Raw genomic sequence first — 26,457 nt, forward strand, 5'->3', positions numbered from 1 at the left:
CGCCCCTTACATCCGGAACACGCCGAAGCGTGTCTCTTTGACTTCCGCATTCATGGCAGCGGCTAACGAAAGCCCCAGCACGTCGCGGGTTTGTAGCGGGTCAATCACTCCGTCATCCCACAGGCGGGCGCTGGCATAGTAGGGGTGGCCCTGGTGCTCGTACTGGTCGCGTGTGGGCTTCTTGAAGGCTTCTTCGTCCTCTTTGCTCCAGGTGTTGCCTTCGCGTTCGTACTGCTCGCGTTTTACCTGGGAAAGTACTCCCGCCGCCTGTTCGCCACCCATCACTGAAATGCGCGAGTTGGGCCACATAAACAGCAGGTTGGGGTCGTAAGCGCGGCCACACATGCCGTAGTTACCTGCGCCGAAGCTGCCACCAATCAGCACGGTGTATTTCGGCACGTTCGCGCAGGCCACGGCGGTGACGAGTTTAGCGCCGTGCTTGGCAATGCCTTCATGCTCGTACTTGGAGCCGACCATAAAGCCGGTAATATTCTGCAGGAATACCAGCGGGATCTTGCGCTGGGCGCATAGCTCAATAAAGTGCGCACCTTTTACCGCGCTCTCCGAAAACAGCACGCCGTTGTTCGCCACGATCCCCACCGGGTAGCCGTGAATATGGGCAAAGCCGGTCACTAGCGTGTCGCCGTAGTAGCGTTTGAACTCGTCAAAATCGGAGCCATCGACAATGCGGCCAATCACTTCGCGCACGTCGTAAGGCTTTTTAAGGTCGGTACCGACAATGCCATAAAGCTCCGAAGGGTCGAGCTTGGGCGGCCTAGGCGGCTGCATGGCCAGCTGGCCACGCTTTTGCCAGTTCAGGCGCGATACGCAGGCGCGGGCCAGCTGCAGCGCATGGGCGTCGTTTTCAGCATAGTGGTCGGCTACACCGCTCACTTTGGCGTGAACGTCCGCACCGCCCAGGTCTTCAGCGCTGATGCTCTCCCCCGTGGCGGCTTTTACCAGCGGCGGGCCACCCAGGAAGATGGTGCCTTGCTCTTTAACAATGATGGACTCATCCGCCATGGCAGGCACGTACGCACCCCCTGCGGTACAGGAGCCCATCACCACGGCGATTTGCGGGATGCCTTCAGCGGACATCGTGGCCTGATTGTAGAAAATACGCCCGAAGTGGTCGCGGTCGGGGAAGACCTCGTCCTGGCGGGGCAGGAAGGCACCGCCAGAATCCACCAAGTAGATGCACGGTAGGCGGTGCTTGCGGGCAATTTCCTGGGCACGCAGGTGCTTTTTCACCGTGAGTGGGAAATAGGTGCCGCCTTTTACCGTGGCATCGTTGGCCACAATCACGCACTCAACGCCAGATACCCGACCAATCCCAGTGATCACGCCTGCGGCAGGTACCTCACTGTCGTAAACGTGATGCGCCGCCAGCGCGGAAAACTCCAGAAACGGCGAGCCTTCATCAATCAAATGGTCGATGCGGTCACGCACGTACAGCTTGCCCCGGCTCTCATGGCGGGCGCGGGCTTTCTCGCCGCCTCCTTGTGCAATGGCGGCAGTGAGTTCACGGAGTTTGTTCACTTCCCCCAGCATGGCGGCCTCGTTGGCCTGAAACACATCGCTGCGCGGGTTGATCTGTGTCGAGAGTGTGCTCATGGCGCGACCCTTCTAATAATTGTTAAAGACTTTCGGTGAAGAGTTCGCGGCCAATCAGCATCCGGCGAATTTCGCTGGTGCCTGCGCCAATTTCATACAGTTTTGCATCGCGCAGCAGGCGGCCGGTGGGGTACTCGTTGATATAACCGTTGCCGCCTAGCAGCTGGATGGAATCTAGCGCTACTTGGGTGGCTTTTTCAGCGCAGTAGAGAATGACGCCTGCGGCATCTTTACGAGAAGTTTGGCCACGGTCGCAGGCACCGGCAACAGCATATAAATAGGCGCGGCAGGCGTTTAGCGTGGTGTACATATCCGCCACTTTGCCCTGCACCAGTTGGAACTCACCGATGGACTGGTTGAACTGCTTACGCTCATGAATGTAGGGCATCACCACATCCATGGCGGCCTGCATAATGCCAATGGGGCCTGCGGCCAATACGGCGCGCTCATAATCCAGGCCGCTCATCAATACGCGTACGCCTTTGCCTACTTCGCCTAGCACGTTCTCTGCGGGTACGCGGCAATCCTGGAAGACCAGTTCGCAGGTGTTAGAGCCGCGCATGCCCAGCTTGTCGAGTTTCTGGGCGGTGGAGAAGCCGGGCATGCCTTTTTCGATGATGAAAGCGGTGATGCCTTTGGAACCTGCCTCCGGGTCAGTTTTGGCGTATACCACCAGGACATCGGCATCCGGGCCGTTGGTGATCCACATTTTGTTGCCGTTAAGCACGTAGTGGTCGCCATCTTGTTTAGCGCGAAGCTGCATGGAGACTACGTCCGAGCCAGCACCCGGTTCTGACATCGCCAGTGCGCCCACGTGGTCGCCGCTAATCAACTTGGGTAGATATTTGGCTTTCTGCTCAGCGGAGGCGTTGATCTTCAGCTGGTTCACGCACAGGTTAGAGTGCGCGCCGTAGGAGAGCGCTACCGACGCGCTGGCGCGTGAAATCTCTTCCATGGCGATGCAGTGGGCCAGGTAGCCCATGCCGCTGCCGCCATCTTCTTCCGAGACGGTAATACCCAGCAGGCCCATATCGCCGAATTTCTTCCACAGGTCGCTGGGGAATTCGTTGTTGCGGTCGATTTCAGCCGCACGGGGGGCGATTTCGCTGGCGGCAAAGGCGTTGACCTGCTCACGCAGCATGTTCAGTTCATCGTCAAGATCGAAATTTAGTTCTGAATAGTGGGAAAACATGGTCAATCACCTTGTCGTTGTTAATCGGGTCGTTGTGCGTTGAGATTGTTTATTTCGTGGTGGCCGGATGTTTCTCGTTAAGCTCTTCCAATGCCTGGCGGCAGCGTATTTCTGCGCTTTCCAGCTCTAACTGCACCATCGTGATGTCTTTCATCTGTTGTTCTAGCGCGGCTTTGCGCTCGCTAATTTTGCTCAGCATTAGGTGTAGCTGTTTTTCGCTGCCGCTGCGGGTTTCATCCCATAGCTCAAACAGTTCGCGGATTTCCGCCAGCGAAAACCCCAACCGTTTGCCGCGTAGCGTCAGCTTTAACCGCACGCGATCTTTACTGCAGTAAATGCGCGTCTGGCCACGGCGAGTGGGGTGCAGTAGCTCCTGATCTTCATAAAAACGGATGCTACGCGTGGTCACATCAAACTCGCTGGCCAGTTCACTGATCGAGTAGGTTTTGCTCATGATCATTATTCTCGTCGATAGGGGAATGCCCCTATGGAACACTGACCATGAGGCTAAAACAAGTTTACGTTAACGTAAAGCTGCGATTGCAATAAGTGAGTTAGCGTTGAATTTATATAAGTATTTGAAATATATTAATTATTTGAGTTTTACCAGATGCGCCAGCGTGGTGCGTAGACCAAAGTTGTAATTGTAATACCCTGTGAGAGGTTGCTAGTTTGCACTTATACCTTACGTTCAGGTAAGGATGCGTTGCTGGCTAACGAGTTGCGCTTCCGACCGTACAAGAACAACAAGAGGCGTCCTACCTCATGCGTGCAGACGAAGTAACCAAAGGGCCAGTGCTCGAAACCCGAGGGCTGACCAAAGAGTTTCGCGGCTTTACCGCCGTGGATAACGTCAACCTCCAGGTGCAGGAGGGGCACATCCATGCCCTGATTGGCCCAAACGGTGCGGGTAAAACCACGGTCTTTAACTTATTAACCAAGTTTTTACCGCCAACGCGTGGTGAAATTCTTTATCGCGGCCAGCCCATTACCAGCAAAAAATCCAACGAAATCGCCCAGCTTGGCTTGGTACGTTCGTTTCAGATTTCAGCGGTGTTTGCCCATATGACTGCGTTGGAGAACGTGCGCGTAGCGCTTCAGCGCCAGCTCGGCACGTCGTTTCACTTCTGGAAATCAGAAAAGTCGCTGGATCATCTCAATGACCGCGCCTTGGCACTACTAGAAGAAGTGGGCCTGCGTGAATACGCCGATACGCTGACCGTAGAAATGCCCTATGGCCGCAAGCGCGCCTTGGAAGTGGCCACTACGCTGGCGCTGGACCCCAGCATGATGCTGTTAGATGAGCCCACCCAAGGCATGGGTGCAGAAGATGTAGACCGCATCGTGGCGCTGATTAAGCGGGTTTCTCAAGGCCGCACAGTGCTGATGGTAGAGCACAACTTGAGCGTGGTAAGCCGCCTATGTGACCGCATTACCGTGCTGGCACGGGGGGCGGTGTTGGCAGAGGGCGACTATGAGAGCGTTTCTCGCAACCCCTTAGTGCGTGAAGCCTACATGGGCAGCGAAGCAGCAGAGGAGGCTAGCGCATGAATACCGCCGAAGCCTTCGATAACCAAGATGCCCCGGAAAACCAAACCCTTGAAATGCTACGCGTGCAGGACCTACACGCCTTCTATGGCGAGTCGCACATTCTGCATGGGGTGAACTTTGACGTGAAACGCGGCGAGCTGGTGACCCTGTTGGGTCGCAACGGCGCCGGCCGCAGCACCACGCTCAAAGCGATTATGAATATGGTAGGGCGGCGCACCGGTTCGATTGTCATTAATGGCAACGAAACCCTGCGCATGAAACCCCACCACATTCCCCGGTTAGGGATTGGCTACTGCCCGGAAGAGCGCGGCATTTTCGCAAGCTTAGATGTGCATGAAAACCTGCTGCTACCGCCTACCGTGCGCTCGGGCGGTATGAGCCTGGATGAAATCTACGGCATGTTCCCCAACCTGTATGAGCGCCGTAACAGCCCAGGCACGCGGCTTTCTGGCGGCGAGCAGCAGATGCTGGCCATGGCGCGCATTCTGCGTACCGGGGCAAGGCTGCTGTTGCTGGATGAAATTACCGAAGGGCTAGCGCCGGTCATCGTGCAGAAGCTCGGTGAAGTGCTGGTACAGCTAAAAGAGCGCGGCATGACCATCGTACTGGTCGAGCAGAACTTCCGTTTTGCGGCCCCGCTGGCAGACCGCCACTTTGTGATGGATCACGGCCAGATTGTCGAAGAAATTACCGCCGCCCAGCTGCCGTCGCGGCGGGAGCATTTAAACAGCATGCTGGGGGTATAAATCACACACCATCTAAACTGTAAGCACGGCCTTAAAGAACAACAAACGCTCCACACACAAACGCTATAACCGAACGTCCGTATCATAAAAACAAAGGCCCTCAGGGCCAGGAGACGAACATGACCTTCATGAAAAAAACGCTGGCTGCCAGCATTGCTGTTGCCGCTGCTTCCAGCATGGCGATCTCAACTGCCCACGCCGAAATCAGCGATGGCGAAGTGCGTATTGGCTATTTGGCCGATATGTCTGGTACCTACCGTGACCTGGCTGGCCCCGGCGGCCAAACTGCGATGGAAATGGCGGTGGCCGATTTTGGTGGCAGCGTGAACGGCTCGCCCATCGTAGTGTTCAGCGCGGATGACCGTAACAGCGCCGACGTGGGTGCCAACACCGTGCGTGAGTGGATCGACCAGCGTAACGTCGATATGGTTGGCGGCTTAGTGGCGTCGTCTGTGTCTATCGCCGTGACCAAAGTGCTGCAAGAGAACAACGGCTTGGGCATTGTCTCCGGCTCGGCAGCCTCCAGCATTACCAACGAGCACTGCACCCCGAACCATATTCACTGGGTATACGACACTTACCCGCTGGCCAATGGTACCGCGAAAGCGGTGGTTGAGCAGGGCGGTGATAGCTGGTTTATGCTCACCGCTGACTACGCCTTCGGCCATGCGTTAGAGGCAGACGTGACCAGCGTAGTAGAAGCCAACGGTGGTGAAATTGTGGGCGGCGTGCGCCATCCGTTCCCCACCAGCGACTTCTCTTCCTACATTCTCCAGGCCCAAGGTTCTGGTGCGAAAATTGTCGGCCTCGCTAACGCCGGTGCCGATACGGTCAACGCGATTACCACCGCCAGCCAGTTTGGTCTGACCCAAAGCGGCCAGCAGTTAGCAGGCCTGCTGATCTTCCTCAATGACGTACACGCGCTGGGTTTAGAAGCCACCCAAGGGCTGCTGCTGACCACCGGCTGGTACTGGGATATGGATGAAGAGGCCCGCGCTTGGTCGGAGCGTTACTTCGAAGAAGTGGGTCGTATGCCCACCATGGTGCAAGCGGGTATCTACTCCAGCACCATGCACTACCTGAAAGCCGTTGAAGCCGCTGGCACCGACGACCCAGAAACCGTGCGTGCGAAAATGGCCGAAGAGCCGATTAACGACTTCTTCGCCCGTAACGGCAGCATTCGTGAAGATGGCCGTATGATTCACGACATGTACCTGGCCCAGGTAAAAACCCCGGAAGAGTCTACCGGTGAGTGGGATCTCTACAACATCCTCAGCACCATTCCCGCCGCAGAAGCCTACCGTCCGCTGTCTGACAGCCAGTGCTCGCTGGTGCAGAACTAATCGGCTGACATCGTTGGGCCAGGGCTGACTGGCCTGGCCCGACGCTCAAGCAAGCCGTAAGGCGTGATGAAAAGCGTTTCTACAAAATAAGCAACGCGCTGGGGCAGCCGCATTAGGGGCTGCCCGCTTAGCGGCGAGGAGAGTCATACCATGACGATGATATTCGGCGTGCCAATGGCCGTGTTCATGGGCCAGCTAACGCTTGGGCTTGTGAACGGTGCCTTTTACGCACTGCTTAGTTTGGGCCTGGCGGTCATCTTCGGCCTACTGAAGATCGTCAACTTTGCCCACGGGGCGCAGTACATGCTGGGAGCCTTCGCCGCGCTGCTAGGCTTTCGCTACCTGGGTATTAACTATTGGCTAGCACTGATTTTAGTCCCGCTGGTAGTGGGTGGTTTTGGCATGCTGATGGAGCGCTTTTTGCTGCGTCGCATTGCCCACCTCGACCACCTCTACGGGCTGCTGCTGACGTTCGGGTTGGCACTGATTTTTGAAGGCACGCTGATTAACTTCTTCGGCGTTTCCGGGGCGCGTTACGAAACCCCTGCCATTCTGCAAGGCGGCCTGAACCTGGGCTTTATGTTCCTGCCTACCTACCGCGCTTGGGTGCTGGTGGCGGCGCTGGCCATGTGCCTATTCACCTGGTTCATGATTGAGCGCACCCGCTTGGGCGCTTACCTGCGCGCCGGTACGGAAAACTCTCAATTGATGCAGGCGTTCGGTGTGAACGTACCGCTGCTGATTACCTTAACCTACGGGTTCGGGGTCGGGCTTGCTGCCTTTGCAGGCGTGCTGGCAGCGCCGCTGTACCCGGTGTCGCCCACCATGGGCTCCAGCTTGCTGATCGTGGTGTTTGCAGTGGTGGTGATTGGCGGTATGGGCTCCATTTTAGGTGCCATTTTAACCGGCCTCGGCATGGGTATTATTGAAGGGTTAACCAAGGTGTACTACCCGGAAGCCTCTAATACCGTGATCTTTTTAGTCATGATCTTGGTGCTCATGTTACGCCCCGCTGGGCTGTTCGGTAAGGAGGCATAACCATGGCAACCTCTCACACATCTGAAGCAGTGAATCTGCCGTCGGCGGTTCAAGAGCGTCAACGTCGCGCCAAATTTCGCCGCAATATGTTTTATCTCGCGCTGTTAGCTGTCGGGCTGGTCGCTCCGTTTGTGGCGTACCCGGTCTTCTTAATGAAGATTCTCTGCTTTGCACTGTTTGCCTGTGCCTTCAACCTGCTGTTGGGCTACGCTGGGCTGCTCTCGTTTGGTCATGCGGCCTTTCTGGCCACCGGTGGTTACGTGACCGGTTACCTGCTGGCAAGCTACCCAGGCTTGACGCCCGAGTTGGGTATTCTGGCCGGCACGGCGATGGCCACGCTGCTAGGCGCGCTGTTTGGGGTGCTCTCCATTCGCCGCCAGGGCATCTACTTCGCCATGGTGACGCTGGCGCTGGCACAGCTGATGTTCTTCGTGTTTGTGCAGTCTTCATTCACCGGTGGGGAAGATGGCCTGCACGGCGTGCCGCGGGGCAGCCTGTTTGGCGTGATTGATCTCAGCAGTAACTTGGCCATGTACTACTTCGTGTTTGCCGTCTTTGTATTTGGCTTTGCGGTGATTCAGCGCACGGTTCATTCACCCTTTGGACAAGTGCTGAAAGCCATTCGCGAAAACGAACCCCGCGCTATCTCGCTGGGTTACAACGTGGATGCCTACAAGCTGTTGGCCTTTGTGCTGTCAGCGGCGTTAGCAGGCTTGGCGGGCTCTACTAAAACCGTCGTGTTCCAGCTGGCTTCGCTCACCGATGCCCATTGGCACATGTCGGGTGAGGTCATCCTGATGACGCTGCTGGGTGGAGTCGGCACACTGCTGGGCCCGCTGATGGGAGCAGGGCTAGTGGTGAGCCTGCAACACCTGCTGGCGCAGTCGCCGCTGGGCAACTGGGTGAGCGTGATTCTGGGTATCATCTTTGTGGTGTGCGTACTCAGCTTCCGCAGCGGCATCATTGGCGAGCTTTCCAAAATGTACCGCAAGAACTTTAAGTGATGGATTCCCGTTAACCGCGTCTGTCCGTGGATTGGGTGCCTTCGGGCACCCTTTTTTCTGCCTGGAAAGGGGTGTTGGCCGCTTTCTACGCCAAAGGTCGTGGGGGATTTGGTTGCGCCTACCAGGCTAAAAATATAAGTTAACGTAAACGTCAACATTGCAAATAATGACAACAACTGCGTGCGACTGTGCCGCCGCCTCAAAAGGGCTCAGGCCACCCACGCGCTGTGGAGATACGCCATGAATTTCGAGCTAAGTGAAGACCAAGTCGCTTTTTCCGATATGGCCCGTGCGTTCGCCCAAAACGAGCTAGAACCTCACGCTGCCGAGTGGGACGCAGAATCTTTTTTCCCCGTCGATGTGATTCGTAAAGCAGGGGAGTTGGGCTTTTGCTCGCTCTATGCCCCGGAAAGCGTTGGCGGTTTAGGGCTTTCTCGGTTGGACGCCAGCATCATTTTTGAACAGCTCTCGATGGGCTGCACCTCGACCACCGCGTACCTCACCATTCATAACATGGTGACCTGGATGCTGGCAGATTTCGGCACACCGGAAGCCGTTGAGCAGTGGGGTGAAAAACTGGCGACCGGCGAGCTGTTGGGCTCTTACTGCCTAACCGAACCCAACTCCGGCTCCGACGCGGCCTCGCTGAAAACCTCCGCCAAACGCGATGGCGAGCACTACGTGCTGAACGGCAGCAAGATGTTTATTTCTGGCGCGGGCAGTACCGACTTCCTGGTGGTGATGGCGCGCACCGGCGGCGAAGGCCCCGGCGGCGTTTCCGCTTTTGCGGTGGATGCCAAGAGCGAGGGCATCAGCTACGGCCGCAAAGAGGACAAAATGGGCTGGAACAGCCAGCCCACCCGCATGATCACCTTTGAAGACGTGCGCGTACCCGCCAACCACCTGCTAGGCAATGAAGGCGACGGCTTTAAAATCGCCATGAAAGGGCTGGACGGCGGGCGCATCAATATTGCCACCTGCTCCATCGGCACCGCCCAGCAGGCGCTCAATAAAGCCCGCGACTATATGCTAGAGCGCAAGCAGTTCGGCAAGCGCCTGGCCGAGTTCCAAGCGCTGCAGTTCCGCCTGGCCGATATGGTGACCGAGCTGGTGGCCGCCCGCCAGCTGGTACGCATGGCCGCCACCAAGCTGGATGCGGGCCATCCGGATGCCACCACTTACTGCGCCATGGCCAAGCGGTTCGCCACTGATGTGGGCTTCAAAGTGTGCGACGAAGCGCTGCAGCTCTACGGCGGCAATGGCTACATTAAGGAGTACCCGATGGAACGCTACGTGCGCGACACCCGCGTACACCGTATTCTGGAAGGCACCAACGAGATTATGCGGCTGATTATTTCCCGCCGCGTACTGGCCGACGGTGCCGCTGAGCTATAGCCGCCAGGGCACTTATCACCGAGCCCAAGCATATAAGGACAAACCATGAGTTGTGTACTGTTTGAAGAGCACACCACCCAAGATGGCCATGTAATTGGCGAGATCACCCTGAACGCCGAGCGCTCTTTAAATGCGCTCACGCTGGAAATGATCGAAGAAATCCTGCCGCGCCTAAACCAGTGGCAAACCGACGAGCGAGTCGTGGCCGTGCTGCTGGATAGCGCAGGCGAAAAAGCCTTCTGCGCCGGTGGCGATGTGGTCAACCTCTATAAGGCCATTCAAGGTGAAGGTGCCGCCGATTTCCCCGAGCGCTTCTTCGAGAACGAGTACCGCCTGGATTACCAACTGCATACTTTCCCCAAACCGGTGATTTGCTGGGGCAGCGGCATTGTGATGGGCGGCGGCATGGGCCTGTTAAGCGGTAGCAGCCACCGCATCGTCACCGAGACCTCCCGGCTGGCTATGCCGGAAGTGACTATTGGACTGTACCCAGATGTGGGCGCGAGCTGGTTCCTTAACCGCCTGCCCGGTGGCGCAGGGCGGTTTCTCGCCATGACCGGCGGGCAAATTAACGCGCCAGATGCGGTTCATCTAGGCCTTGCCGACCGTGCCATTGCCAGCCATCACCGCGGCGCACTGGCTGAAAAGCTATTGGAGGCCAGCTGGGGCGAAGGCGAACACACCGACGCCCACGGCGTAGTGAACCGCGTGCTGCGTGAGCTAGAGCAGGATTCGCACAGCGTTTTCGCAGAGATGGAAGCGCCGGTTTATAAGTCGTCCTCACTGATTCGTGAGCTGATGGATCACGACACCGTCGAGCAGATGGTGGAAGCCGTGCTAGCGGTGAAGACCGATGACCAATGGTTCAGCAAGGCGCAAAAGACCTTGGCTCACGGCAGTCCCGTTTCTATCAAACTAATCGACGAACAGCTTAGCCGTGCCAAACACATGTCGCTGGCGGAAGTGTTCCAGTTTGAGCTTTCGCTCTCTGTGCAGTGCTGTCGCCACCGGGAGTTTCCCGAAGGGGTGCGCGCGCTGCTGGTCGATAAAGACGGCCAGCCAAGCTGGACCTACCCAGACGTGGCCTCGGTCGAGCCCTCCTTTATAGACGAGCTGCTGGCCTCCGCATGGGACACCAACCCGCTGGCAGACGTTAAATAACGCACACTGCACTCTCTACAACACGCTAATAAGGATAAAAAGATGACTACCGTTGCGTTTATTGGTTTAGGCAATATGGGCGGCCCCATGGCCGCCAACCTGGCGAAAGCTAGCTTTAACGTACGTGCCTTCGACCTTTCCGCCCAAGCGCTGGAAACCGCCAAATCCCAAGGCTGCGATATAGCTGCCACTGCCACAGAGGCCGCCACCGACGCCGACTTCATCATTTCCATGCTGCCCGCAGGTAAGCACGTGCGCGGACTGTACGTGGATGGCGATGCGCCGCTGTTTGAAGTGATTAAGCCAAGCGCTCTGGTAATCGATTGTTCCACCATTGACGCCGACACCGCCCGCCACGTGGCCGCGGCTGGCGCTGAAAAGGGCATCGGCTTTGTAGATGCGCCGGTTTCCGGTGGGGTAGGCGGTGCCCAAGCGGGCACGCTGACCTTTATCGTGGGCGGCTCGGAAGAACAGTTCGCTCAGGCGCAGCCAGTGCTGCAAGCCATGGGTAAAAACATCTTCCACGCAGGCGACCACGGCGCAGGGCAGGTAGCCAAAGTGTGCAACAACATGCTGCTCTCGATTCTGATGGCAGGCACCTGCGAAGCGATCAATATGGGCGTTAAAAACGGCCTCGATCCCGCCGTGCTGTCAGAAATCATGAAGCAAAGCTCGGGCGGTAACTGGGCGCTGAACGTCTACAACCCCTACCCAGGGGTGATGGAAAACGCCCCCGCCTCGAAAGGCTATCAGGGCGGCTTCCAGGTGGATCTGATGATCAAAGACCTAGGCCTCGCCATGGACGTGAGCCAGCAAAGTGCCGCCCCCATCCCCATGGGCTCCGCGGCTCGCTCACTGTTCGCCCTGCACAAAGCAGGCGGCAACGGCAAACTCGACTTCTCCAGCCTGCTACAGCTGTATCAGGATAAGGGTGAGTAGTGCGTGGTAAATCGTGAGGAGTAAGTCGTGAGTGGTCGGGCATAAGAGGAGAGTGTGGGGTGGGAGGCAGCTTTAGCTCGCGACCTGTTGGCTAAGCCCCTTAAACTGTAAGCGTGCCATTTACCACTGACCCCCACCCAAGGCACACTCAAAACCTATTGAACCAACAACAAGGACTGCCATGATTAAGCTTTGGGGCCGCAACAACTCCACCAACGTCAAAAAAGTGCTCTGGGCACTGGAAGAGCTGGAACTACCTTTCGAGCAGATCATGGCGGGCCTGCAGCACGGTGTAAACGACACGCCGGAATACCTCGCCATGAACCCCAACGGCCTGGTGCCGCTGCTGAAAGACGACGCTACCCAAAGCGTACTGTGGGAGTCCAATACCATTCTCCGCTACCTGGCGGCGCAGTACTGCCCCAACCACTTATGGATCGAAGAGCCCGCTAAGCGAGCGCAGATGGAAAAGTGGATGGATTGGTCCAGCAGCCTGCTAACCCCCGCCCACCGTACCATTTTGATGGGCTACGTTCGCACCCCGCCAGAACAGCGCGATAGCACACTGCTAGACCCCGCCATCGCCACCTGCGAAAAACTATTCGCCCAGCTAGACGCCGCGTTAAGCCAGCAGCCCTGGTTCTCTGGCGATGAATTCGGCCTTGCCGATATCGCCATCGCCCCGTTCACCTACAACCTGCTCAACAGCGGCCTTACTTGGCAGCCCCGCCCGCATCTACAGCGCTGGGTAGAGCAGCTTGCCGAACGCCCCGCCTACCGCAAGGTCGTGATGATTCTCGTCACCTAACAAGCCATTGAGAACTCGCCGTGTATCTTCGCCGCTGAATAGAGGCAATCATCCCGTAGCGCGGAGTAACGAGCAACACAAGACACCCGCGAAGGGCGGCAACGCCGCCCCTGGGCTGTTGTCTCCAAGCCCAATCAATGCAAAGCACCAATGGCGGCAAACGCCACCCAAACATTTACGCCCACCTCCCCGTAGCGCGGCGTAACGAGCACCGCGAGGCACCCGCGAAGGGCAGCAACGCTGCCCCTGGGCTGTTGTCTTAAAACCCGATTTCCACCTGCGCCAACTCCTGATCCAACCCCCTCAATACCTCACACCCCAACCCATTCCGCTCAGCGCTCTCAATCAGCGGCCCCAAAATTGCCCCGCGCTCGGTAAGCCGTTTCGCCTCTACATCCTGCAACATCGAGGCTTTATTGTTCGCAGTGTTCTCCACCACCTGCCACACCAACGCCAGCCAACCGGTTTCACCCTCGCCACCGTTTGGCGGCACAACGCCTTCTTTCGCTAAAATCGCTGCCACTTCCTTCACCACGACAATTACACGGCCTGAATAGGCGTCCCCACGAAGCTCACCATTACGCACGCTATGAAGCGCCACCAGTGGGTTAATCGCCGCATTCACCGCTAACTTCTGCCACAAGCGGCTGCGAATGTCGCCCACAGCTGTAGCGGTAAACCCAGCCTCACTCAATAGCGCCGCTAAGGCTTCTGCCAACCCTGTGTGCTGGTTATCCAAATCCCCAACAAACGTAGGCCCGCGGCCTGCGTGTACCACGCCATCATCCCCGGTTAAGTACGCCCCCTGAGTCGTAGTAGCGCACAGCACCGGCCCAGGCCAATTTTCGGTAATACGCGGCTGCGCATAAAAACCGTTCTGCCACAGCACCATCGGGGTAGAAGGGGGCAGCAGGCTGGCAATACTCAAAAGCGCCGCTTCGGCAGCCATGGCTTTGGTAGTGATATGCACAAACGTAGGCGGCTCAGTTGCATCCGCCACCAACTGCTCAGCGGTAAGCGAGGTTAAGTGTTGCGCACGCACTTCGCCTTCCGGTGTGGTCAGCAACTGCCGCGCAGGCAAAGCGCGGCGACCAATTACCGCCACATCAACGCGTGGGGCTAGGGAGTGCGCCAGCAAACGGCCAATGGCCCCAGGGCCAAGAATCCAGTGAGTGGTCATGGGTAAAGCGTCTTCAGCAACGAGAGTGCTGCCAAGCTTACCGCGTTCGGTGTGGGGAGGCTAAGGAGTGAAAAGGGGCGGTGTGGGACTATTTTCTAGTGACGGGGGTAAGGATAGTTTGGTAGGTTTGAAGCTAAGCTGATTTTGCTAGTTGTTACTGGATGGCAGGCTGCGATGGTTATCAACAAGCAGGAAGTGATGGGAGTGACAGCTTTCGACCCAAAGCGGCCATCCGCAGAAATTGAATATTCACAGGAGCCTTTGGCTCGCAATGCGCGTTTTTCAGGTGGCGGTTATAATACGAGTGCGCATATGCCTGGGAAAGCATGCTGTAAGCTTTTTAAAACAATGGTTTATGAAAAGGCGTTGTATGCTTACGCGCCATTTTGAAAAAATGACCATCAAGTTAACGCGCATGCTCATTTTTCTAGCGAGCCTTACGGGAAAAAATAGCATTCAACCATTTTCTATCAGTGAGTTAGGTGCCTGTTGGCAAGATAGGGCTTCCCAGAAAAACGCGCATGCGCATGAATAAAACTGTTAGTTGGCTGGGGCAATCCCGTTGAAATTGAACAGGTCCGATAAGAAAAAAATTGAATCATTCATCGCGATATGTGCGAAGGAGCAGGGAGAGTATCTTCCGATTACGCATGGTCCAGGAAGCTGGGCAACTACCTATTCAACAGATTTTGTAAATGCATCAGTCAGTATCCTTGAAATCTACAAAATGTGCGGCGTACAAAATCCGATAGAGAAGCTGTCGCAGCTCTATATGCACCATAAAATAAAGTCATGCAGAGGGTCTCTGATGACTATTGAACGAGTCGAGTATCTCTATAACAGGCACCTTGCATCGAAGCTCAAGGCTAGGAAAGAGCAGGCAAGACCGCCTAAATATCCATGCCCGTTCTGCGATAAGCCAATTTCAGATGAAGTTCAGCATGTTAGCCAATCGTATCCCGATAAGTGGCAGTCATATTCCTTGAATCAGAAAGTAATTGACTATGTACAGGATAAAATAAGATGCGAGCTATGCGGTTCCTTTCTAAACACAACTGAAGGGCATGATAAAAAATGTCTTCGAACATTGGTCGACCGCAACTAACAAGCGGCAGCATGCGGACCTAGCTACGGCGCACCAAAATGTGGTCGCTGCGCTTTTACCACATTTTGGCACGCCGCAGCTGGGCCGGTGTGCTGGGCGTTAGCATTCATAAGGAAGTGTCGTGGAAAAACTATTTGAATACATAGCAAAGGAATGGTCGGTAGTCTCGCAAGCTCCGCTTGCCTTTCTTATTCTTGCTGCAATTATATTCGGCTTAGCTTACTTGGCAGCGAAATGGAGGTTTACGGCTGTCATTGATCAGACAAGGGCATCAAACGAAACTCTCAAAGAACGCTTACACCTAAAGTCGGAGCAGGCCGAGTCTTATAAAGATAGAGCCCTAAAATACGATGAGAAAGTACAGCAAGTTGTGGATTCGGATGCTTTAGCCTTAAAGGAAAGAACATTGGAGGTTGTAAAAAACCTACGAGAGTTTATTGAGCGGCATAAACGAGAAGATGATCGCATAAGCGCGATTGAGCGTTCCGCGATGCGCTCTGCTCAAACAGAAGAAGAACGGAATGCGGCTTGGGAGCGAAACACAAACGAAACTATGCGGCTTTCAAATGAGCGCAACGCGGAATATGATCGTCGTTTTCGTGTCGATGCCATTATGCTGAGAGATGAGCTTAGGTCACGACTTCCTGACTACGAACCCTTGGAAAGACATCACGACATGATGTACGAGCATCCAACAAACTACTTCGGGTTCAATGATGTTGCAAGTGACTTAGAGCGCATGGCAAAAATGCTAACAAGTGTGTCAAATTGACGCATTTACGCTTCGCTTCAATGCGCAATTTATACAGCCGTTAGTGCTATGAGGAATGAGTGAACTTATCAGATAAAGATAAAAGCTATCGGGGGAATTCGAGCCAGTTCTTTGTCGCTGGGGAGCTTTGCCGTCGCGGCTACGCTGCTGTCGTTACACTTGGCAATACGCCGAATACGGATGTACTTTGTAGCAACAGAGATGGAACAAAATTTGTTCATATACAGGTGAAGACCTTTATCCCTGGAAACAAAACTTGCAGCGTAGGGAAGAAGGCTGAGCGAGTGTACGGATCAAATTTTTTCTGGGTTATTGGGGGAATTCCTACGCCAGACTCAGAACTACCATTTCGCTATTATATTATCCCAAGCAATGAAATGGCCAGTAACGTTGCAGCCCGTCATCGTGATTGGCTTTCAGCTCCCGGTAAAAAGGGGCAGCAAAGAAAAGACAGCTCAGTACGGGCAGTTGCGGTGGCAGAAGGGGCAGCGTCATATTTCTGGAATATTGCAGAATATGAGGGGCGCTGGGATTTAATTGAAGATGCGCTACGCAACTAACAAGGCGCATCAATTCGCGCCTGACGGTGCCGGACGGTTTTCACTTCGTTCAAACCGCCATTGTGCGCGATGTTAAAAAAGGAGTACGAATGACACTTGAAGTAAAATTAGGCCGTGTGTTGATTGGTGTCATATTCGTTTTGTCGGCTTTGGCAGCATGCTGGGCTGCCTGGGAGGCATTCACTGGTCAAATAGAGTTTGTGAACGTTTTCGCCGGATCTGCCGCGGTGATCGCCGCAGCGATTTCTGCTCTGGTAGCTTTCCGCTCAGCCGAGCTTACTGAAGAGAGGTTGAAGCCTTACCCTTATCCGTTTATTGATACGAGCAGCAGGTACAGTCTTGCCCAACTAAGAATCAGAAACGTTGGGGGCTCTGCCGCTCACGAGGTTTATCTGGATTGGAGAGGGAAGTCGATTCCGAAAGTTCATTCTCGAAATAAAGAAGGCGATATCCCACTTCTAGGCAATGGGAAAGAAAATGCTATTGCAGTGATACTGCCTTATGAATCTTTATCTCAAGCGCTGGATGCTCCCCATAAAGTATCTGAACAAGCCAAGGCTGACGGTAACGAATGGCACGGTATGGTCTGTTTCAAAGACTCTAGAGGCCAGCGTCACAAACATCCCTTCATGCTCGATGTAACGAATCTTGGACGAGGATTGTTGTACGACTCCGAAGAGCCGAAGACCATGTACGAGCTTCAAAAATTGCCAAAAGAAATCGATAAGCTGACGAAAGCGGTTAAAGAGCTGAGGTCGTCGGGACATTTTTAACTAGGCCAGGCATGCGACGGCTACTACAATTGCTGCTTCGCCTCCATTCTGTAGCCGCGCATGCTGGCTGGTGTTAAATCGCTACATCAGTGATACCTAAAAGACCGCTTTTGGCCGATAACAGCCCTCCAGCCACGACCTCAGATTCAATCCCAGCAATCAATGAAGGTCGCCCACAAGATTCCAGAAATATGCCAACGCCAAGCACTGCAAACCAAACCACAACAACCCTCAGCCCGACAACCCCCCATGACCACCCACAAAGCCACTCAACAGCCTCTCGATTTCCTGTGCAGGCATCGGGCGGAAGAAGAAGAACCCTTGGACGAGGTCGCAATGCATATCGCGAAGCAGTGACAGCTGTTCTGCGTTCTCGACGCCTTCGGCGACTACTTCCAACCCCAGCCGATGACCAATAAGGATGGCACCTTCCATGATGGCTCTGTCCTTTGGCTGCGCGGGGGCGTCGTGGATGAAGGAGCGGTCGATCTTCAGGGCGGTGACGGGAAAGTGCTTGAGGTAGCTCAGGGAGGAGTAGCCGGTCCCGAAGTCATCGAGAGCAATGTGAAAACCGCGATGATAGAGGCGCCGCAGGTCTTCAAGCACGGTCTCATCGGATTCGATCAGGACATTTTCGGTCAATTCGATGCCGATATCCCGAGGCCCAAGGCCGTGACGCTGCAGCGTATCCTCGAAGCGCTTAAGAGCATCGGGGCGCACCAATTGACGACCCGAGACATTGATGTCAACGCGGTGCTCATGAAATCCTTTAGCACGCCACTCCACCTGCTGGCGGCAAGCCTCTTCGATGACCCAGTCGCCCAGACGATGAATCAAACCGGAGCGCTCGGCCAGCGGGATAAACTCGCCAGGCGGGATTGTCGGGCCCTCGGCAGGCTCCCAGCGTATTAAGGCCTCGAGATTCTCTATTCGCCCACTGGCCGCCGAAACCTGAGGCTGGTAGTGGAGGGAGAATTCACCGTTATCCAGAGCTTCCTCGAGTCGTGCCAAGAGATAGTGCTGGCGAACCAGCTCATCATGGAGCTTCTGTTGGAAGAAACGTACAGCGCCTCGGCCCTCCAGTTTGGCACGGTTCTTGGCAACATCGGCATTACGGATCAACTCGCGTGATGATTCACCATTCTCGGGAAAGAGCGCCACCCCTAGGCAAGCCGTGACCTGACGCTCCCGACCATCAAGGACGAAAGGTCGCCGAAAGACATTCTGGACACGCCGAACAACCCGTTTGACATCGGTGGCTAAGTGGGCGCAAGGAAAGGCCAGCACGAATTCATCGCTAGAGACTCGGGATACTAGGTCAGTGGCTCGCTGGCACTCTTTCAGTCGCTGAGTCAGCTCCATGAGCAGTCGATCACCCTGATCATAGCCAAGGGCATCATTGATCTCGACGAAGTGATCGATGTCTAGGTAGATGGTGGCTAGACCATGGCTACGACGCCGACAGGAATCCAGCAGACTGTCCAGCTCGGCTTCAAACGTTTGGCGGTTAGGGAGGTGGGTGAGCCTGTCGAAACGGGTGGCGAATTCTAGGTCCCGGTGGGCGCGCTTTTGGTCAGAAAGATCAACATCCACGCAGAACATCAAGGGTGAGTCAGTATGCTCATTGAGCATCAGATGCTGGGAAAAGACCGATACCAGTTCACCGCTTTTGTGCTGGAGCTCGAGTTCATCGGCGGGAATAGTAACCCCTTCTTTAATCCAAGCAGCATGCGCTTGGATCACCTCGTCACGCATGAAGGCAGGAATGATCAGATCTTCCAGTAACTGCCCTTGCGCTTCCTCAGCGGTATAACCATAGAGACGAGTGCTACCCTCATTCCAGTACACCACTCGCCGGTCGCGGTCATACCCTTGGACCGCCACCTTAGGCAGGCTCTCTAGCAGGGTACGGAATCGCTGCTCACTCTCCAGATACCGGCGGCGTACTAACTCGACTTCTTCTCTGCTGGTTTCATCCGAATTGATGCCAGCTTTTGAAGGTGTCCTTGACGACCCTGTCACGAGCGCACCGGAAAGCTCCCTGCGGTTCTTTTTCAGGCGTTCCGTATCTGCGTGATGTCGGGAATCGCGGGCATTCATGGGAACCACCTAAAGAAAAACACTAACAAGAACTCTAGCCAAGCCAACATTGTGCACTTTTATTGTGATTATCCTACACCTAATTGTAGGTGATGACCTACCTATATACGTCATTAATGGTTTGATCTTTTTTCAACATAATCAATCTTTTTTAATACATTACTTTGACATATCCCAACAGATCTTTTCATTTTCATCCTGTTGGCCGCTGTCTTTACAACGGCCACACCGGGCAATTCCGCCCAGTTAACAGGAGAATACCCATATGAAACTCGATACTCTCAAGCACGGTTTTGACCTTACCTCCATGCCTGCGGACTCATGCGCCGATTATTGGCATCCGGGAGTAACTGAGGCGCTGAGGCATCAGAATTGGGCGAAAACTGATATTCGGGAGCAAATCGATCTGACCGCTTGGCAGGGGTTTATCGCTGACCTGTCGCGTGACCCCTATGTCAACCTTCGCTGGAAGCGGATGTCATGGCTCGCTTTGAATGATCAGGGAGACGTAGAGGAGATGGGGCAGTGCCCCATGGCCCAGGGAGGTGCCTTTAACGATGCTGAAAGCATGGCGGATCGCCTGCGGTATTATGATCCGCTGACGCAGGAGTTCTTAGCACGCCCCGATGTGAAGGCCTTCGTTCGCGCTTGGGCAAGGCTGTGGAGTATTGGTGCGCACGAACCCATTCTGATGCAGATCACCGGGGTGCGTGGGGAAGGTAACGTCGACCCACTGCAAGGGCAGGGAATTCATGCCGATGGCTGCAAGGCCCTCAGTATTCTGGTTCTCAATCGGGAAAACGTGGCGGGTGCCGAAAATCACCTCTATGCAGATAAGGCAGGCACGCAGCCCTTGGTGGATATCACTCTGAATCCGGGTGATATTCTTCATCTGCGCGATGACCGGCTATTCCATAGTGTCGATGGGATCGAACAGCTTAAAAGCGAGGCACCCTTCGAGCGGTTTATCATCATCATTAACAGCCGCTTCGTGGATGACTTCCAGAACCGGATGTTGCGTCGCTACTTCCCTGAAGCGGTCCTCAATGAGAGCTATGGACACTCTCGGTAAATTGAGCATCTAGCAACATTAACGCCCCCGGAGTGACGTTCATAGCTCCGGGGGCGTTTTGCTTCGGGGAGTGCGATCAGGGAGCGATGCGGTTACTGGCGCTGGTGAAGCCGGCCAGCGAAATGTTCAAGTCCATGCGTTCACCGCGTGGGTCAATCATGCTGAGGGTGGCAGAACTACCACTGCGGAGCTCCTGCAGCATCGACGGCTCGATGGGAGCGTCTGCACGGCAGCCTTGCTGCTGGCAGACCTGATAGGGGAACTGGATAGGTTCGCCGTTATCCACTACCAACTGTAAGCCCGCCGCTAGACGCACCCCCAGCGGTACGAAGAAGCTCATGACCGGGCCATCCATTTGGGGTGGGTATTCGACAACGACCTGCATGATAGGCTGGTCGCTACCGGGTTGAGTGGTCATTTGCATCATTGCACAGCGGTTTGCACCCTGGTTATCTTGGCAATGCACTTCCCAGTCTTGGAATGTCTCAGTGGTGACGTCATCACCGGTCGCTGCTCCCGGTTGTTGACTGAAGGCACTGGATGAAAACGCCAAGATTGATAACAGCCCCATCATGAGTAGGGTTTGAGTAAAACGGTGTGGCATTGCGTCATCTCCTGTGGGTTCGTAAATAGTGGGTGATACCACTACCTTGCCTGCTTGTGCGCTTGATATCTAGCATAGAGGTCAAATGTAGACTCAGCGCGACGAGCGCCACGCCTGCGAAGCGGCTTATACTCTGTTGCACGTTTCTTAACTTAGGCGAACCCTTCCGATGCATCGGCGATGTGTATTACCTCTTTTCCTTGTAGGACTGTTGGCCTTGTTGTCGGGCTGTGGGGAAACGCCCACTGGGCGCTCTCAACTGGCGTTGGTGCCCGGCCCGTTAATGGCGGATATGGGGGGAGACGCCTTTGATCAGCTACGTAACACCCAGCCGATCAGCCGCGATGCGCAAGCGAACCGGCTGGTGCAGTGCGTGGCAGAAAAAATAGTGGCAGGTGCGGAGGCGAGCTACCCTGGGCTCGATTTCCCCGAGCGTTGGGAGGTGGTGGTGTTTGATGAACCATCGCCTAACGCGTTTGCGCTACCGGGCGGGCGCATTGGCGTGCATAGCGGCCTGTTACAGGTAGCGGAAACCCCGGCCCAGCTTGCCGCCGTGATGGGGCATGAAGTGGCCCACGTACTGGCCGACCACGGCAATGAGCGCCTAACCCAACAGCTGGGCATTAAGGCCGTGCTGCTGGTGGTGGGGCTGCTGGGGGAAGGGGAGTTTGGCAACCAGCAGTTGATGCAGGCTTTAGGCGTGGGTGCCCAACTGGGTATTAGCCTGCCGTTCAGCCGTACCCACGAAGAAGAGGCGGATTTGATGGGCCTGGAGATCATGGCCCGTGCCGGGTTCGAACCCCAGCAGAGTGTGGCGCTGTGGCAAAACATGGCCGCTGCTGGCAGCGGCCAGCCGCCGGAATTTCTTTCCACGCACCCCGCCCATGAATCGCGCATTCGGGCACTGCAAGGGGCGCTGAAAGAGGCCGATGTGATTTACCGAACCGTGGCGCCAGCGCAGTGTTGAGCAAAGCAGCCACCTTATTTTATTGGCGTAATAAAAATAGCGGAATGACGTTGGGAGCGTGGGGCTGTGCTATTACAAAAAAAGCAGTATCAGGTGCATGGGTTAACTGGCCAATTTTGCGATGCCAACTGTGAGCAGAGGTATCGCCGGTCTATTCAAGAAAGCGTGCGAGGAGAGTTCAGCCTTGCCGTGAGCGTGGCTGCAAGCGTATTCGGCATGTTCGCAATCGCTGATTACTACCTGTTGGGTCTTACTAAGGCGTTTTACTTGCTGCTGACCATGCGTGTGGTGGTGGTCAGTATCTGCCTGTTGGTGGCGTATTTAGTGCGGCGCGGGGGCATGAGTGATGACCACCCTTGGTTACATGCTCTACCGCTTTGGTTATTCGCTACGGGTATCATTTTAATTGTGCCGCTGCGCCCTGAGAGCCTATCTACGCAAATCACCGCCGTGGTGGTAGCTACCATGGCGTTTTATCTGTTAATTCCCAATCGATTAACGGTCGTCACTGCGGCGAGCCTTTATCTGAATATTGGGTTTTTAGTAGCGGCGGTGCTGTTTGCTAAGCTGGCCCCCATACCGACGCTGTTGCTCTCGTTGCTGTTGATTATGGGGGTGGTGGTTGGTTTTTTCGCGTTGCTTCGATTAGAAATTCTGCAGCGCAAGCAGTATGCGTTGCTGCATGAGGAGCGGGAGCAAAACCTTCAACTGCACAAAGAGATTGCCCATCGTGAATCGCTGGAAGAGCAGCTACGAGTGCTCGCAGAAAGGGATGCGTTAACGAAGCTCAATAATCGCGGCCACTTTATGAACGTGGCTAAAAAGCTATTGCAGTGCTCTCAAGCCGATAATGTACCGTTCAGCCTCTTTATGATTGATGTAGATCACTTCAAGCATATTAACGATACTTGGGGGCATAGTTACGGGGATTGGGTGCTGATTAGAGTCGCCGAAGTATGCGCAGAAGTGCTTCGTCCATCCGATGTGATTGGGCGTTTTGGCGGCGAGGAGTTTGTGGTGGCCCTACCTAATACCAGCACAAACGATGCACAAAGAGTGGCTGAGCGGCTGAAACAGCGAGTGGCAGAGCTGGCGTTCACAGATGAGATGAGCGAACTAAGCTTAAGTGTCACCATTGGCGTAGCAACGACGAATGCCGAAGAGAGCAACCTTGAGGCGCTGATTAAGCGCGCAGATGACATGCTTTATGTGGGCAAACGCTCCGGGCGAGACCAGGTCGTGGTTTGCCGTGATGGTTGACGCGAAGACTGAGCTAGAAAAAACACGACGAACACACTGCCTCGACTGCCTGTCTTAAGTGTATTCCACCTACAAAGCAGGTCGCTTTGTGATGCCGTCATCCTGGTTATTGATGCTTGCCGATGCTGTGCTGATTCTTCATGTGCTGTTTGTCGCCTTCGTGGTGGCTGGCTTGGGTGCTGTTTACTTGGGGCATTGGCGGCGTTGGGCATGGGTGCATCACCGGCCGTTTCGGTTGCTTCATTTGAGCGCGATTGGCTATGTGGTGGTGCAGGCTTGGTGGGGGATGGCATGCCCGTTAACCACCTGGGAGATGGCACTACGCGCTGAGGCGGGCGTTGCTACCTACGCAGTGTCGTTTATTCAGCACTGGCTGCATCGTGTGCTGTACTTCACCGCGCCAGGGTGGGTGTTTGTCGTGGGATATACGCTGTTTGGTGGGTTAGTGCTGGCCAGTTGGTGGCTAGTGCCACCGCGTGCGCGCCAGCGTTAGTTTGCTTATGATGCTTCGGTGCTACTATTTTGAACAGTAACTAGCATCACCGTCGCTTCTAAAAGGAAAGAATATGACGATTACTTTGATTATCGTTTTCGCGGTAATTGCAGTTTTGGCCGTGTATGTAGTGGGGATTTATAACCGTTTGGTGTCGCTGCGTAACCGTTTTCAAAACAGTTTTGCGCAAATAGAAGTACAGCTTAAACGGCGTCACGATTTAATTCCTAATTTGGTAGAAACCGCCAAGGGGTATTTAAACCATGAGCGGGAAACGCTACAGGCAGTGATTGAAGCGCGGAATACAGCAGCGGCAGGTTTAAAAGCTGCGGCGGCGAATCCTGGCAGTGCCCAGGCCATTGCGCAGCTAGGCGGGGCCGAAGGTGCGCTCACTCAAGCCATGGGGCGTTTGAACGTGGTGATGGAAGCCTACCCGGATCTAAAAGCTTCGCAGAACATGCAGCAGCTTTCTGAAGAGCTCACCAGCACGGAAAACAAGGTGGCGTTTGCCCGTCAGGCCTTTAACGATGCGGTGATGCACTACAACACCTATCGCCAAAGCTTTCCGCCCATTGCGGTGGCGGGCATGTTGGGCCACGGGCAGGACGCGACGCTGCTGGCTTTTGAAGACAGCGCCCAGCTGCAAACAGCGCCTACGGTCTCGTTTTAAGCCACCGGCAGGGAATCATCGCGCATGGATTTTTTTACTGCCCAAGAGCACGCTCGTCGTCAAACAGGCCGTTTAGTGGTGTTGCTGGTATTGGCGGTGCTGGCGTTAATTGCCGTGACCACCCTAGTAGTGGCCGTGGTGCTGTATATGGCGGGGATAGGAGGCGCGCACTCCCAGCCCCAGCCGACGCTACAAGGCATGATGGCGCTGCTCTCTTGGGAGTTATTAGCAGGCGTGGCGGCGAGCGTGGTGGCCCTGGTCGGTTTGGGCGGGTTATTTAAACGGCGGCAGCTGCGCCGAGGCGGCAAGGCCGTGGCGGAGGCGTTGGGCGGGCGCGAAATCAACCTCAATACCCGAGATAGCGATGAACGCCGTATACTCAATGTGGTAGAAGAAATGGCCATCGCGTCTGGCACGCCGGTGCCTTCGGTGTATGTGCTGGAAGAGGAGGGGATAAACGCCTTTGCGGCGGGCTACCAGCCCGGCGATGCGGTGATTGGTATTACCCGTGGGGCGATTCGTCAGCTCAGCCGGGATGAGCTTCAAGGTGTGGTGGCCCACGAATTTAGCCATATTCTGCATGGCGATATGCGCTTGAATATTCGGCTGGTCAGCCTTCTGCACGGTATTTTGTTGATTGGCCTAGCAGGTGGCATGTTGCTGCGCAGCCTGCGTTTTCGGCGGGTGGGCGGTAATAAGCGCGATAATTCTGCTGCCCTGGTGATGGGCTTGGGGGCAGCCCTAATGCTGATTGGCTATGCGGGCACTTTCTTTGGCAGCCTGATGAAATCGGCGGTTAGCCGCCAGCGGGAGTACTTAGCCGATGCCGCTGCGGTGCAATACACCCGTAACCCTCAGGGCATTGGCGGTGCTTTGGTGAAGATCGGTGCCAACGAGAAAGGCTCTGCGCTGGCAGCCCCTCAGACCGCTGAGTTTAGCCACCTGTTGTTTAGCCAGGGCATCCAGCAGGGGTTTAGCCGTTTTATGGCCACGCATCCGCCGCTAAAAACACGCATTCAGCGGGTGATGCCAGGCTGGGATGGCCAATTTGTGGCCCTATCGCCTGCTCCCCGTGTATCAACCGAGCCTGATCATCCGCCTCAATCTACTCTTCGGCCTGGGGGGCGGCCAAGCGTTAGGGCAAGCCTAGAAAACGCAGGCGTTCCCCATGCTGGGAGCATGGCCACCGTCTTGAGTGCTGCCTCGGTGCAAATGGCCATCGGGGCTATGGGCCAACCTGACCAGCGCCACGTGGCCCAGGCCCAAGCCGTGCTCGGCGCTTTACCTGCAGCGCTTAAAGCCGCCGCCCATGAGCCCTACACGGCCCGAGCGCTCATCTATGCGATGCTGCTAAGCAAAAACGACGCACAGCGGCAGCATCAATTGGCGGCGCTGGAAAGCATCGCACTGCCGGATGTCTTTACCGAGCTGCACACCTTAATGGCGCAAGTAGCCCGCTTGAACGTGCAGCTGCGCCTGCCGTTAATTGAGCTTGCTCTGCCCGTCCTAACCTCGCTGACAACCGAACAGGCCCAGCACTTCAGGCTCTGCATGGAGCGCTTGATTCATAGCGATGGCCGCGTGAGCCTGTTTGAATGGACGCTGTACCAGCTGCTGCTGAGCCACTTGAGTGAACACCATGGCGGTGCCGAAAACCTGACCCTTCAAGCGTGTGAGCGAGAGTGCCAGCGGCTGTTGAGCGTATTAGCGGCGGCAGGGCTTGCGCCAGGGCTTGAGTCAGTGCAAGAGCGCGCAAGCGAGATGGCCCGCGCGCTACATGCCGCCCAGCAGGCGCTGCCGTTTGAGCTGGCCGCTGTAGATGATGCCGACGACATGCAGGCGTTAAGCCTTGCGGTAGAACGGCTGCGCCGTTTGAAACCGCTGCAAAAGTCGCTGCTGCTTCAATCCATGGCTCGCTGCATTGAGCATGATGGCCATATATGCCCCGCCGAAGCGGAGCTGTTTCGCGCCATTGCCGATATGCTGGGCTGCCCAGTGCCGCCGCTGCTAGGTGGCGGCATCGAAGAAAAGGCCGCTCTTACCGAGTAAATCAGCCTTTGATCACTGATGTTTCTGGCTCGCTAGCCAATGGGGGTGTACTAAACTTTGT

General features: G+C 55.5%; 25 protein-coding genes. 19 read left to right on the top strand and 6 right to left on the bottom strand.

What is annotated here, in order from left to right:
* Positions 1 to 6: 6 nt before the first annotated feature.
* The 3 genes from R0J87_RS08040 to R0J87_RS08050 are packed head-to-tail and all read right to left on the bottom strand — an operon-like array spanning position 7 to position 3,260.
* The gene (locus tag R0J87_RS08040; protein ID WP_230834579.1) at positions 7 to 1,614 is read right to left on the bottom strand and encodes a carboxyl transferase domain-containing protein; all 1,608 of its coding nucleotides are present in this window, start codon (positions 1,612 to 1,614) and stop codon (positions 7 to 9) included.
* Between the two features lie 22 nt (positions 1,615 to 1,636).
* The gene (locus tag R0J87_RS08045) at positions 1,637 to 2,806 is read right to left on the bottom strand and encodes an isovaleryl-CoA dehydrogenase (protein ID WP_498885456.1); all 1,170 of its coding nucleotides are present in this window, start codon (positions 2,804 to 2,806) and stop codon (positions 1,637 to 1,639) included.
* A 49-nt stretch (positions 2,807 to 2,855) separates the two neighbouring features.
* Positions 2,856 to 3,260 carry a MerR family transcriptional regulator gene (locus tag R0J87_RS08050; RefSeq protein ID WP_498885458.1) on the bottom strand — a complete coding sequence of 135 codons (405 nt, stop codon included), beginning with the start codon at positions 3,258 to 3,260 and terminating at the stop codon, positions 2,856 to 2,858.
* 311 nt (positions 3,261 to 3,571) lie between these two features.
* Between R0J87_RS08050 and R0J87_RS08055 the strand changes: the two genes are divergently transcribed.
* From R0J87_RS08055 to R0J87_RS08095, 9 genes are all read left to right on the top strand, one after another.
* Positions 3,572 to 4,357, top strand: coding sequence for an ABC transporter ATP-binding protein (locus R0J87_RS08055; protein ID WP_404341936.1), 786 nt, complete (start codon positions 3,572 to 3,574; stop codon positions 4,355 to 4,357).
* The gene (locus tag R0J87_RS08060; protein WP_404341934.1) at positions 4,354 to 5,103 is read left to right on the top strand and encodes an ABC transporter ATP-binding protein; all 750 of its coding nucleotides are present in this window, start codon (positions 4,354 to 4,356) and stop codon (positions 5,101 to 5,103) included. Before R0J87_RS08055 ends, R0J87_RS08060 begins: the two co-directional genes overlap by 4 nt.
* 119 nt (positions 5,104 to 5,222) lie before the next feature.
* Positions 5,223 to 6,446, top strand: a complete 1,224-nt coding sequence (locus tag R0J87_RS08065; RefSeq protein WP_404341932.1) for an ABC transporter substrate-binding protein — start codon at positions 5,223 to 5,225, stop codon at positions 6,444 to 6,446.
* Between the two features lie 150 nt (positions 6,447 to 6,596).
* Positions 6,597 to 7,484 carry a branched-chain amino acid ABC transporter permease gene (locus tag R0J87_RS08070; protein ID WP_404341930.1) on the top strand — a complete coding sequence of 296 codons (888 nt, stop codon included), beginning with the start codon at positions 6,597 to 6,599 and terminating at the stop codon, positions 7,482 to 7,484.
* 2 nt (positions 7,485 to 7,486) lie between these two features.
* On the top strand, positions 7,487 to 8,488 hold the full coding sequence (locus R0J87_RS08075; RefSeq protein WP_498885461.1) for a branched-chain amino acid ABC transporter permease: 1,002 nt from the start codon (positions 7,487 to 7,489) through the stop codon (positions 8,486 to 8,488).
* A gap of 240 nt (positions 8,489 to 8,728) precedes the next feature.
* Entirely contained in the window at positions 8,729 to 9,883 is a 1,155-nt protein-coding gene (locus tag R0J87_RS08080; RefSeq protein ID WP_404341926.1) for an acyl-CoA dehydrogenase family protein, read from the top strand.
* A gap of 45 nt (positions 9,884 to 9,928) precedes the next feature.
* The gene (locus R0J87_RS08085; RefSeq protein WP_498885464.1) at positions 9,929 to 11,044 is read left to right on the top strand and encodes an enoyl-CoA hydratase/isomerase family protein; all 1,116 of its coding nucleotides are present in this window, start codon (positions 9,929 to 9,931) and stop codon (positions 11,042 to 11,044) included.
* A 42-nt stretch (positions 11,045 to 11,086) separates the two neighbouring features.
* Positions 11,087 to 11,983 (top strand): 3-hydroxyisobutyrate dehydrogenase, encoded by an 897-nt coding sequence (gene mmsB / locus R0J87_RS08090; protein ID WP_498885465.1) that lies wholly within the window; start codon positions 11,087 to 11,089, stop codon positions 11,981 to 11,983.
* Positions 11,984 to 12,164: 181 nt separating this feature from the next.
* Positions 12,165 to 12,791 (top strand): glutathione S-transferase family protein, encoded by a 627-nt coding sequence (locus R0J87_RS08095; protein WP_498885466.1) that lies wholly within the window; start codon positions 12,165 to 12,167, stop codon positions 12,789 to 12,791.
* A 259-nt stretch (positions 12,792 to 13,050) separates the two neighbouring features.
* On the opposite strand, the gene R0J87_RS08100 is transcribed toward R0J87_RS08095, so the two are convergent.
* On the bottom strand, positions 13,051 to 13,971 hold the full coding sequence (locus R0J87_RS08100; RefSeq protein ID WP_498885468.1) for a ketopantoate reductase family protein: 921 nt from the start codon (positions 13,969 to 13,971) through the stop codon (positions 13,051 to 13,053).
* Between the two features lie 174 nt (positions 13,972 to 14,145).
* On the opposite strand from R0J87_RS08100, the gene R0J87_RS08105 reads away from it, so the two are divergent.
* The 4 genes from R0J87_RS08105 (at position 14,146) to R0J87_RS08120 (ending at position 17,181) form a co-directional block, all read left to right on the top strand.
* A complete protein-coding gene (locus R0J87_RS08105; protein WP_498885470.1) occupies positions 14,146 to 14,361 on the top strand; it encodes a hypothetical protein in 216 nt (71 codons plus the stop codon).
* An 836-nt stretch (positions 14,362 to 15,197) separates the two neighbouring features.
* Positions 15,198 to 15,848, top strand: a complete 651-nt coding sequence (locus tag R0J87_RS08110; RefSeq protein ID WP_498885472.1) for a hypothetical protein — start codon at positions 15,198 to 15,200, stop codon at positions 15,846 to 15,848.
* Between the two features lie 59 nt (positions 15,849 to 15,907).
* Positions 15,908 to 16,408 (top strand): hypothetical protein, encoded by a 501-nt coding sequence (locus R0J87_RS08115; RefSeq protein WP_498885474.1) that lies wholly within the window; start codon positions 15,908 to 15,910, stop codon positions 16,406 to 16,408.
* Positions 16,409 to 16,497: 89 nt separating this feature from the next.
* Positions 16,498 to 17,181 carry a DUF8453 domain-containing protein gene (locus tag R0J87_RS08120; RefSeq protein ID WP_498885476.1) on the top strand — a complete coding sequence of 228 codons (684 nt, stop codon included), beginning with the start codon at positions 16,498 to 16,500 and terminating at the stop codon, positions 17,179 to 17,181.
* Between the two features lie 231 nt (positions 17,182 to 17,412).
* Here R0J87_RS08120 and R0J87_RS08125 read toward each other — a convergent pair whose 3' ends face one another.
* The gene (locus R0J87_RS08125; RefSeq protein WP_498885550.1) at positions 17,413 to 19,281 is read right to left on the bottom strand and encodes a putative bifunctional diguanylate cyclase/phosphodiesterase; all 1,869 of its coding nucleotides are present in this window, start codon (positions 19,279 to 19,281) and stop codon (positions 17,413 to 17,415) included.
* Between the two features lie 265 nt (positions 19,282 to 19,546).
* Between R0J87_RS08125 and R0J87_RS08130 the strand changes: the two genes are divergently transcribed.
* Positions 19,547 to 20,353 (top strand): 2OG-Fe dioxygenase family protein, encoded by an 807-nt coding sequence (locus R0J87_RS08130; protein ID WP_498885478.1) that lies wholly within the window; start codon positions 19,547 to 19,549, stop codon positions 20,351 to 20,353.
* Positions 20,354 to 20,429: 76 nt separating this feature from the next.
* Here R0J87_RS08130 and R0J87_RS08135 read toward each other — a convergent pair whose 3' ends face one another.
* Positions 20,430 to 20,957, bottom strand: coding sequence for an invasion associated locus B family protein (locus R0J87_RS08135; protein WP_498885479.1), 528 nt, complete (start codon positions 20,955 to 20,957; stop codon positions 20,430 to 20,432).
* A 169-nt stretch (positions 20,958 to 21,126) separates the two neighbouring features.
* Here R0J87_RS08135 and R0J87_RS08140 point away from each other — a divergent pair, with 169 nt between their 5' ends.
* The 5 genes from R0J87_RS08140 to R0J87_RS08160 all read left to right on the top strand — a co-directional run bounded on the left by R0J87_RS08140 (position 21,127) and on the right by R0J87_RS08160 (position 26,396).
* The gene (locus R0J87_RS08140; protein WP_498885480.1) at positions 21,127 to 21,924 is read left to right on the top strand and encodes a M48 family metallopeptidase; all 798 of its coding nucleotides are present in this window, start codon (positions 21,127 to 21,129) and stop codon (positions 21,922 to 21,924) included.
* A 66-nt stretch (positions 21,925 to 21,990) separates the two neighbouring features.
* Positions 21,991 to 23,184 (top strand): GGDEF domain-containing protein, encoded by a 1,194-nt coding sequence (locus R0J87_RS08145; protein ID WP_498885481.1) that lies wholly within the window; start codon positions 21,991 to 21,993, stop codon positions 23,182 to 23,184.
* 91 nt (positions 23,185 to 23,275) lie between these two features.
* Positions 23,276 to 23,677: a DUF2784 domain-containing protein gene (locus tag R0J87_RS08150; RefSeq protein WP_498885551.1), complete on the top strand. Its 402-nt coding sequence runs from the start codon at positions 23,276 to 23,278 to the stop codon at positions 23,675 to 23,677.
* A gap of 73 nt (positions 23,678 to 23,750) precedes the next feature.
* Complete coding sequence (locus tag R0J87_RS08155; RefSeq protein ID WP_404463156.1) at positions 23,751 to 24,347, top strand: LemA family protein; 597 nt, start codon at positions 23,751 to 23,753, stop codon at positions 24,345 to 24,347.
* Between the two features lie 24 nt (positions 24,348 to 24,371).
* Positions 24,372 to 26,396 carry a M48 family metallopeptidase gene (locus R0J87_RS08160; RefSeq protein WP_498885483.1) on the top strand — a complete coding sequence of 675 codons (2,025 nt, stop codon included), beginning with the start codon at positions 24,372 to 24,374 and terminating at the stop codon, positions 26,394 to 26,396.
* Positions 26,397 to 26,457 lie beyond the last annotated feature (61 nt).

Source organism: Halomonas sp. SIMBA_159 (genome assembly GCF_046536035.1).
Classification (GTDB): Bacteria; Pseudomonadota; Gammaproteobacteria; order Pseudomonadales; family Halomonadaceae; genus Vreelandella; species Vreelandella venusta_A.

Excerpts from the sequence above, each read along its gene's own strand:
- R0J87_RS08135 (WP_498885479.1), bottom strand. The coding sequence starts at position 20,957 with ATGCCACACCGTTTTACTCAAACCCTACTCATGATGGGGCTGTTATCA.
- R0J87_RS08105 (WP_498885470.1), top strand. The coding sequence starts at position 14,146 with ATGGTTATCAACAAGCAGGAAGTGATGGGAGTGACAGCTTTCGACCCA.
- R0J87_RS08060 (WP_404341934.1), top strand. The coding sequence starts at position 4,354 with ATGAATACCGCCGAAGCCTTCGATAACCAAGATGCCCCGGAAAACCAA.
- R0J87_RS08100 (WP_498885468.1), bottom strand. The coding sequence starts at position 13,971 with ATGACCACTCACTGGATTCTTGGCCCTGGGGCCATTGGCCGTTTGCTG.
- R0J87_RS08085 (WP_498885464.1), top strand. The coding sequence starts at position 9,929 with ATGAGTTGTGTACTGTTTGAAGAGCACACCACCCAAGATGGCCATGTA.
- R0J87_RS08125 (WP_498885550.1), bottom strand. The coding sequence starts at position 19,281 with ATGAATGCCCGCGATTCCCGACATCACGCAGATACGGAACGCCTGAAA.
- R0J87_RS08160 (WP_498885483.1), top strand. The coding sequence starts at position 24,372 with ATGGATTTTTTTACTGCCCAAGAGCACGCTCGTCGTCAAACAGGCCGT.
- R0J87_RS08140 (WP_498885480.1), top strand. The coding sequence starts at position 21,127 with ATGCATCGGCGATGTGTATTACCTCTTTTCCTTGTAGGACTGTTGGCC.
- R0J87_RS08070 (WP_404341930.1), top strand. The coding sequence starts at position 6,597 with ATGACGATGATATTCGGCGTGCCAATGGCCGTGTTCATGGGCCAGCTA.
- R0J87_RS08065 (WP_404341932.1), top strand. The coding sequence starts at position 5,223 with ATGACCTTCATGAAAAAAACGCTGGCTGCCAGCATTGCTGTTGCCGCT.
- mmsB (WP_498885465.1), top strand. The coding sequence starts at position 11,087 with ATGACTACCGTTGCGTTTATTGGTTTAGGCAATATGGGCGGCCCCATG.
- R0J87_RS08130 (WP_498885478.1), top strand. The coding sequence starts at position 19,547 with ATGAAACTCGATACTCTCAAGCACGGTTTTGACCTTACCTCCATGCCT.
- R0J87_RS08075 (WP_498885461.1), top strand. The coding sequence starts at position 7,487 with ATGGCAACCTCTCACACATCTGAAGCAGTGAATCTGCCGTCGGCGGTT.
- R0J87_RS08150 (WP_498885551.1), top strand. The coding sequence starts at position 23,276 with ATGCCGTCATCCTGGTTATTGATGCTTGCCGATGCTGTGCTGATTCTT.
- R0J87_RS08155 (WP_404463156.1), top strand. The coding sequence starts at position 23,751 with ATGACGATTACTTTGATTATCGTTTTCGCGGTAATTGCAGTTTTGGCC.
- R0J87_RS08120 (WP_498885476.1), top strand. The coding sequence starts at position 16,498 with ATGACACTTGAAGTAAAATTAGGCCGTGTGTTGATTGGTGTCATATTC.
- R0J87_RS08080 (WP_404341926.1), top strand. The coding sequence starts at position 8,729 with ATGAATTTCGAGCTAAGTGAAGACCAAGTCGCTTTTTCCGATATGGCC.
- R0J87_RS08050 (WP_498885458.1), bottom strand. The coding sequence starts at position 3,260 with ATGAGCAAAACCTACTCGATCAGTGAACTGGCCAGCGAGTTTGATGTG.
- R0J87_RS08055 (WP_404341936.1), top strand. The coding sequence starts at position 3,572 with ATGCGTGCAGACGAAGTAACCAAAGGGCCAGTGCTCGAAACCCGAGGG.
- R0J87_RS08040 (WP_230834579.1), bottom strand. The coding sequence starts at position 1,614 with ATGAGCACACTCTCGACACAGATCAACCCGCGCAGCGATGTGTTTCAG.
- R0J87_RS08095 (WP_498885466.1), top strand. The coding sequence starts at position 12,165 with ATGATTAAGCTTTGGGGCCGCAACAACTCCACCAACGTCAAAAAAGTG.
- R0J87_RS08045 (WP_498885456.1), bottom strand. The coding sequence starts at position 2,806 with ATGTTTTCCCACTATTCAGAACTAAATTTCGATCTTGACGATGAACTG.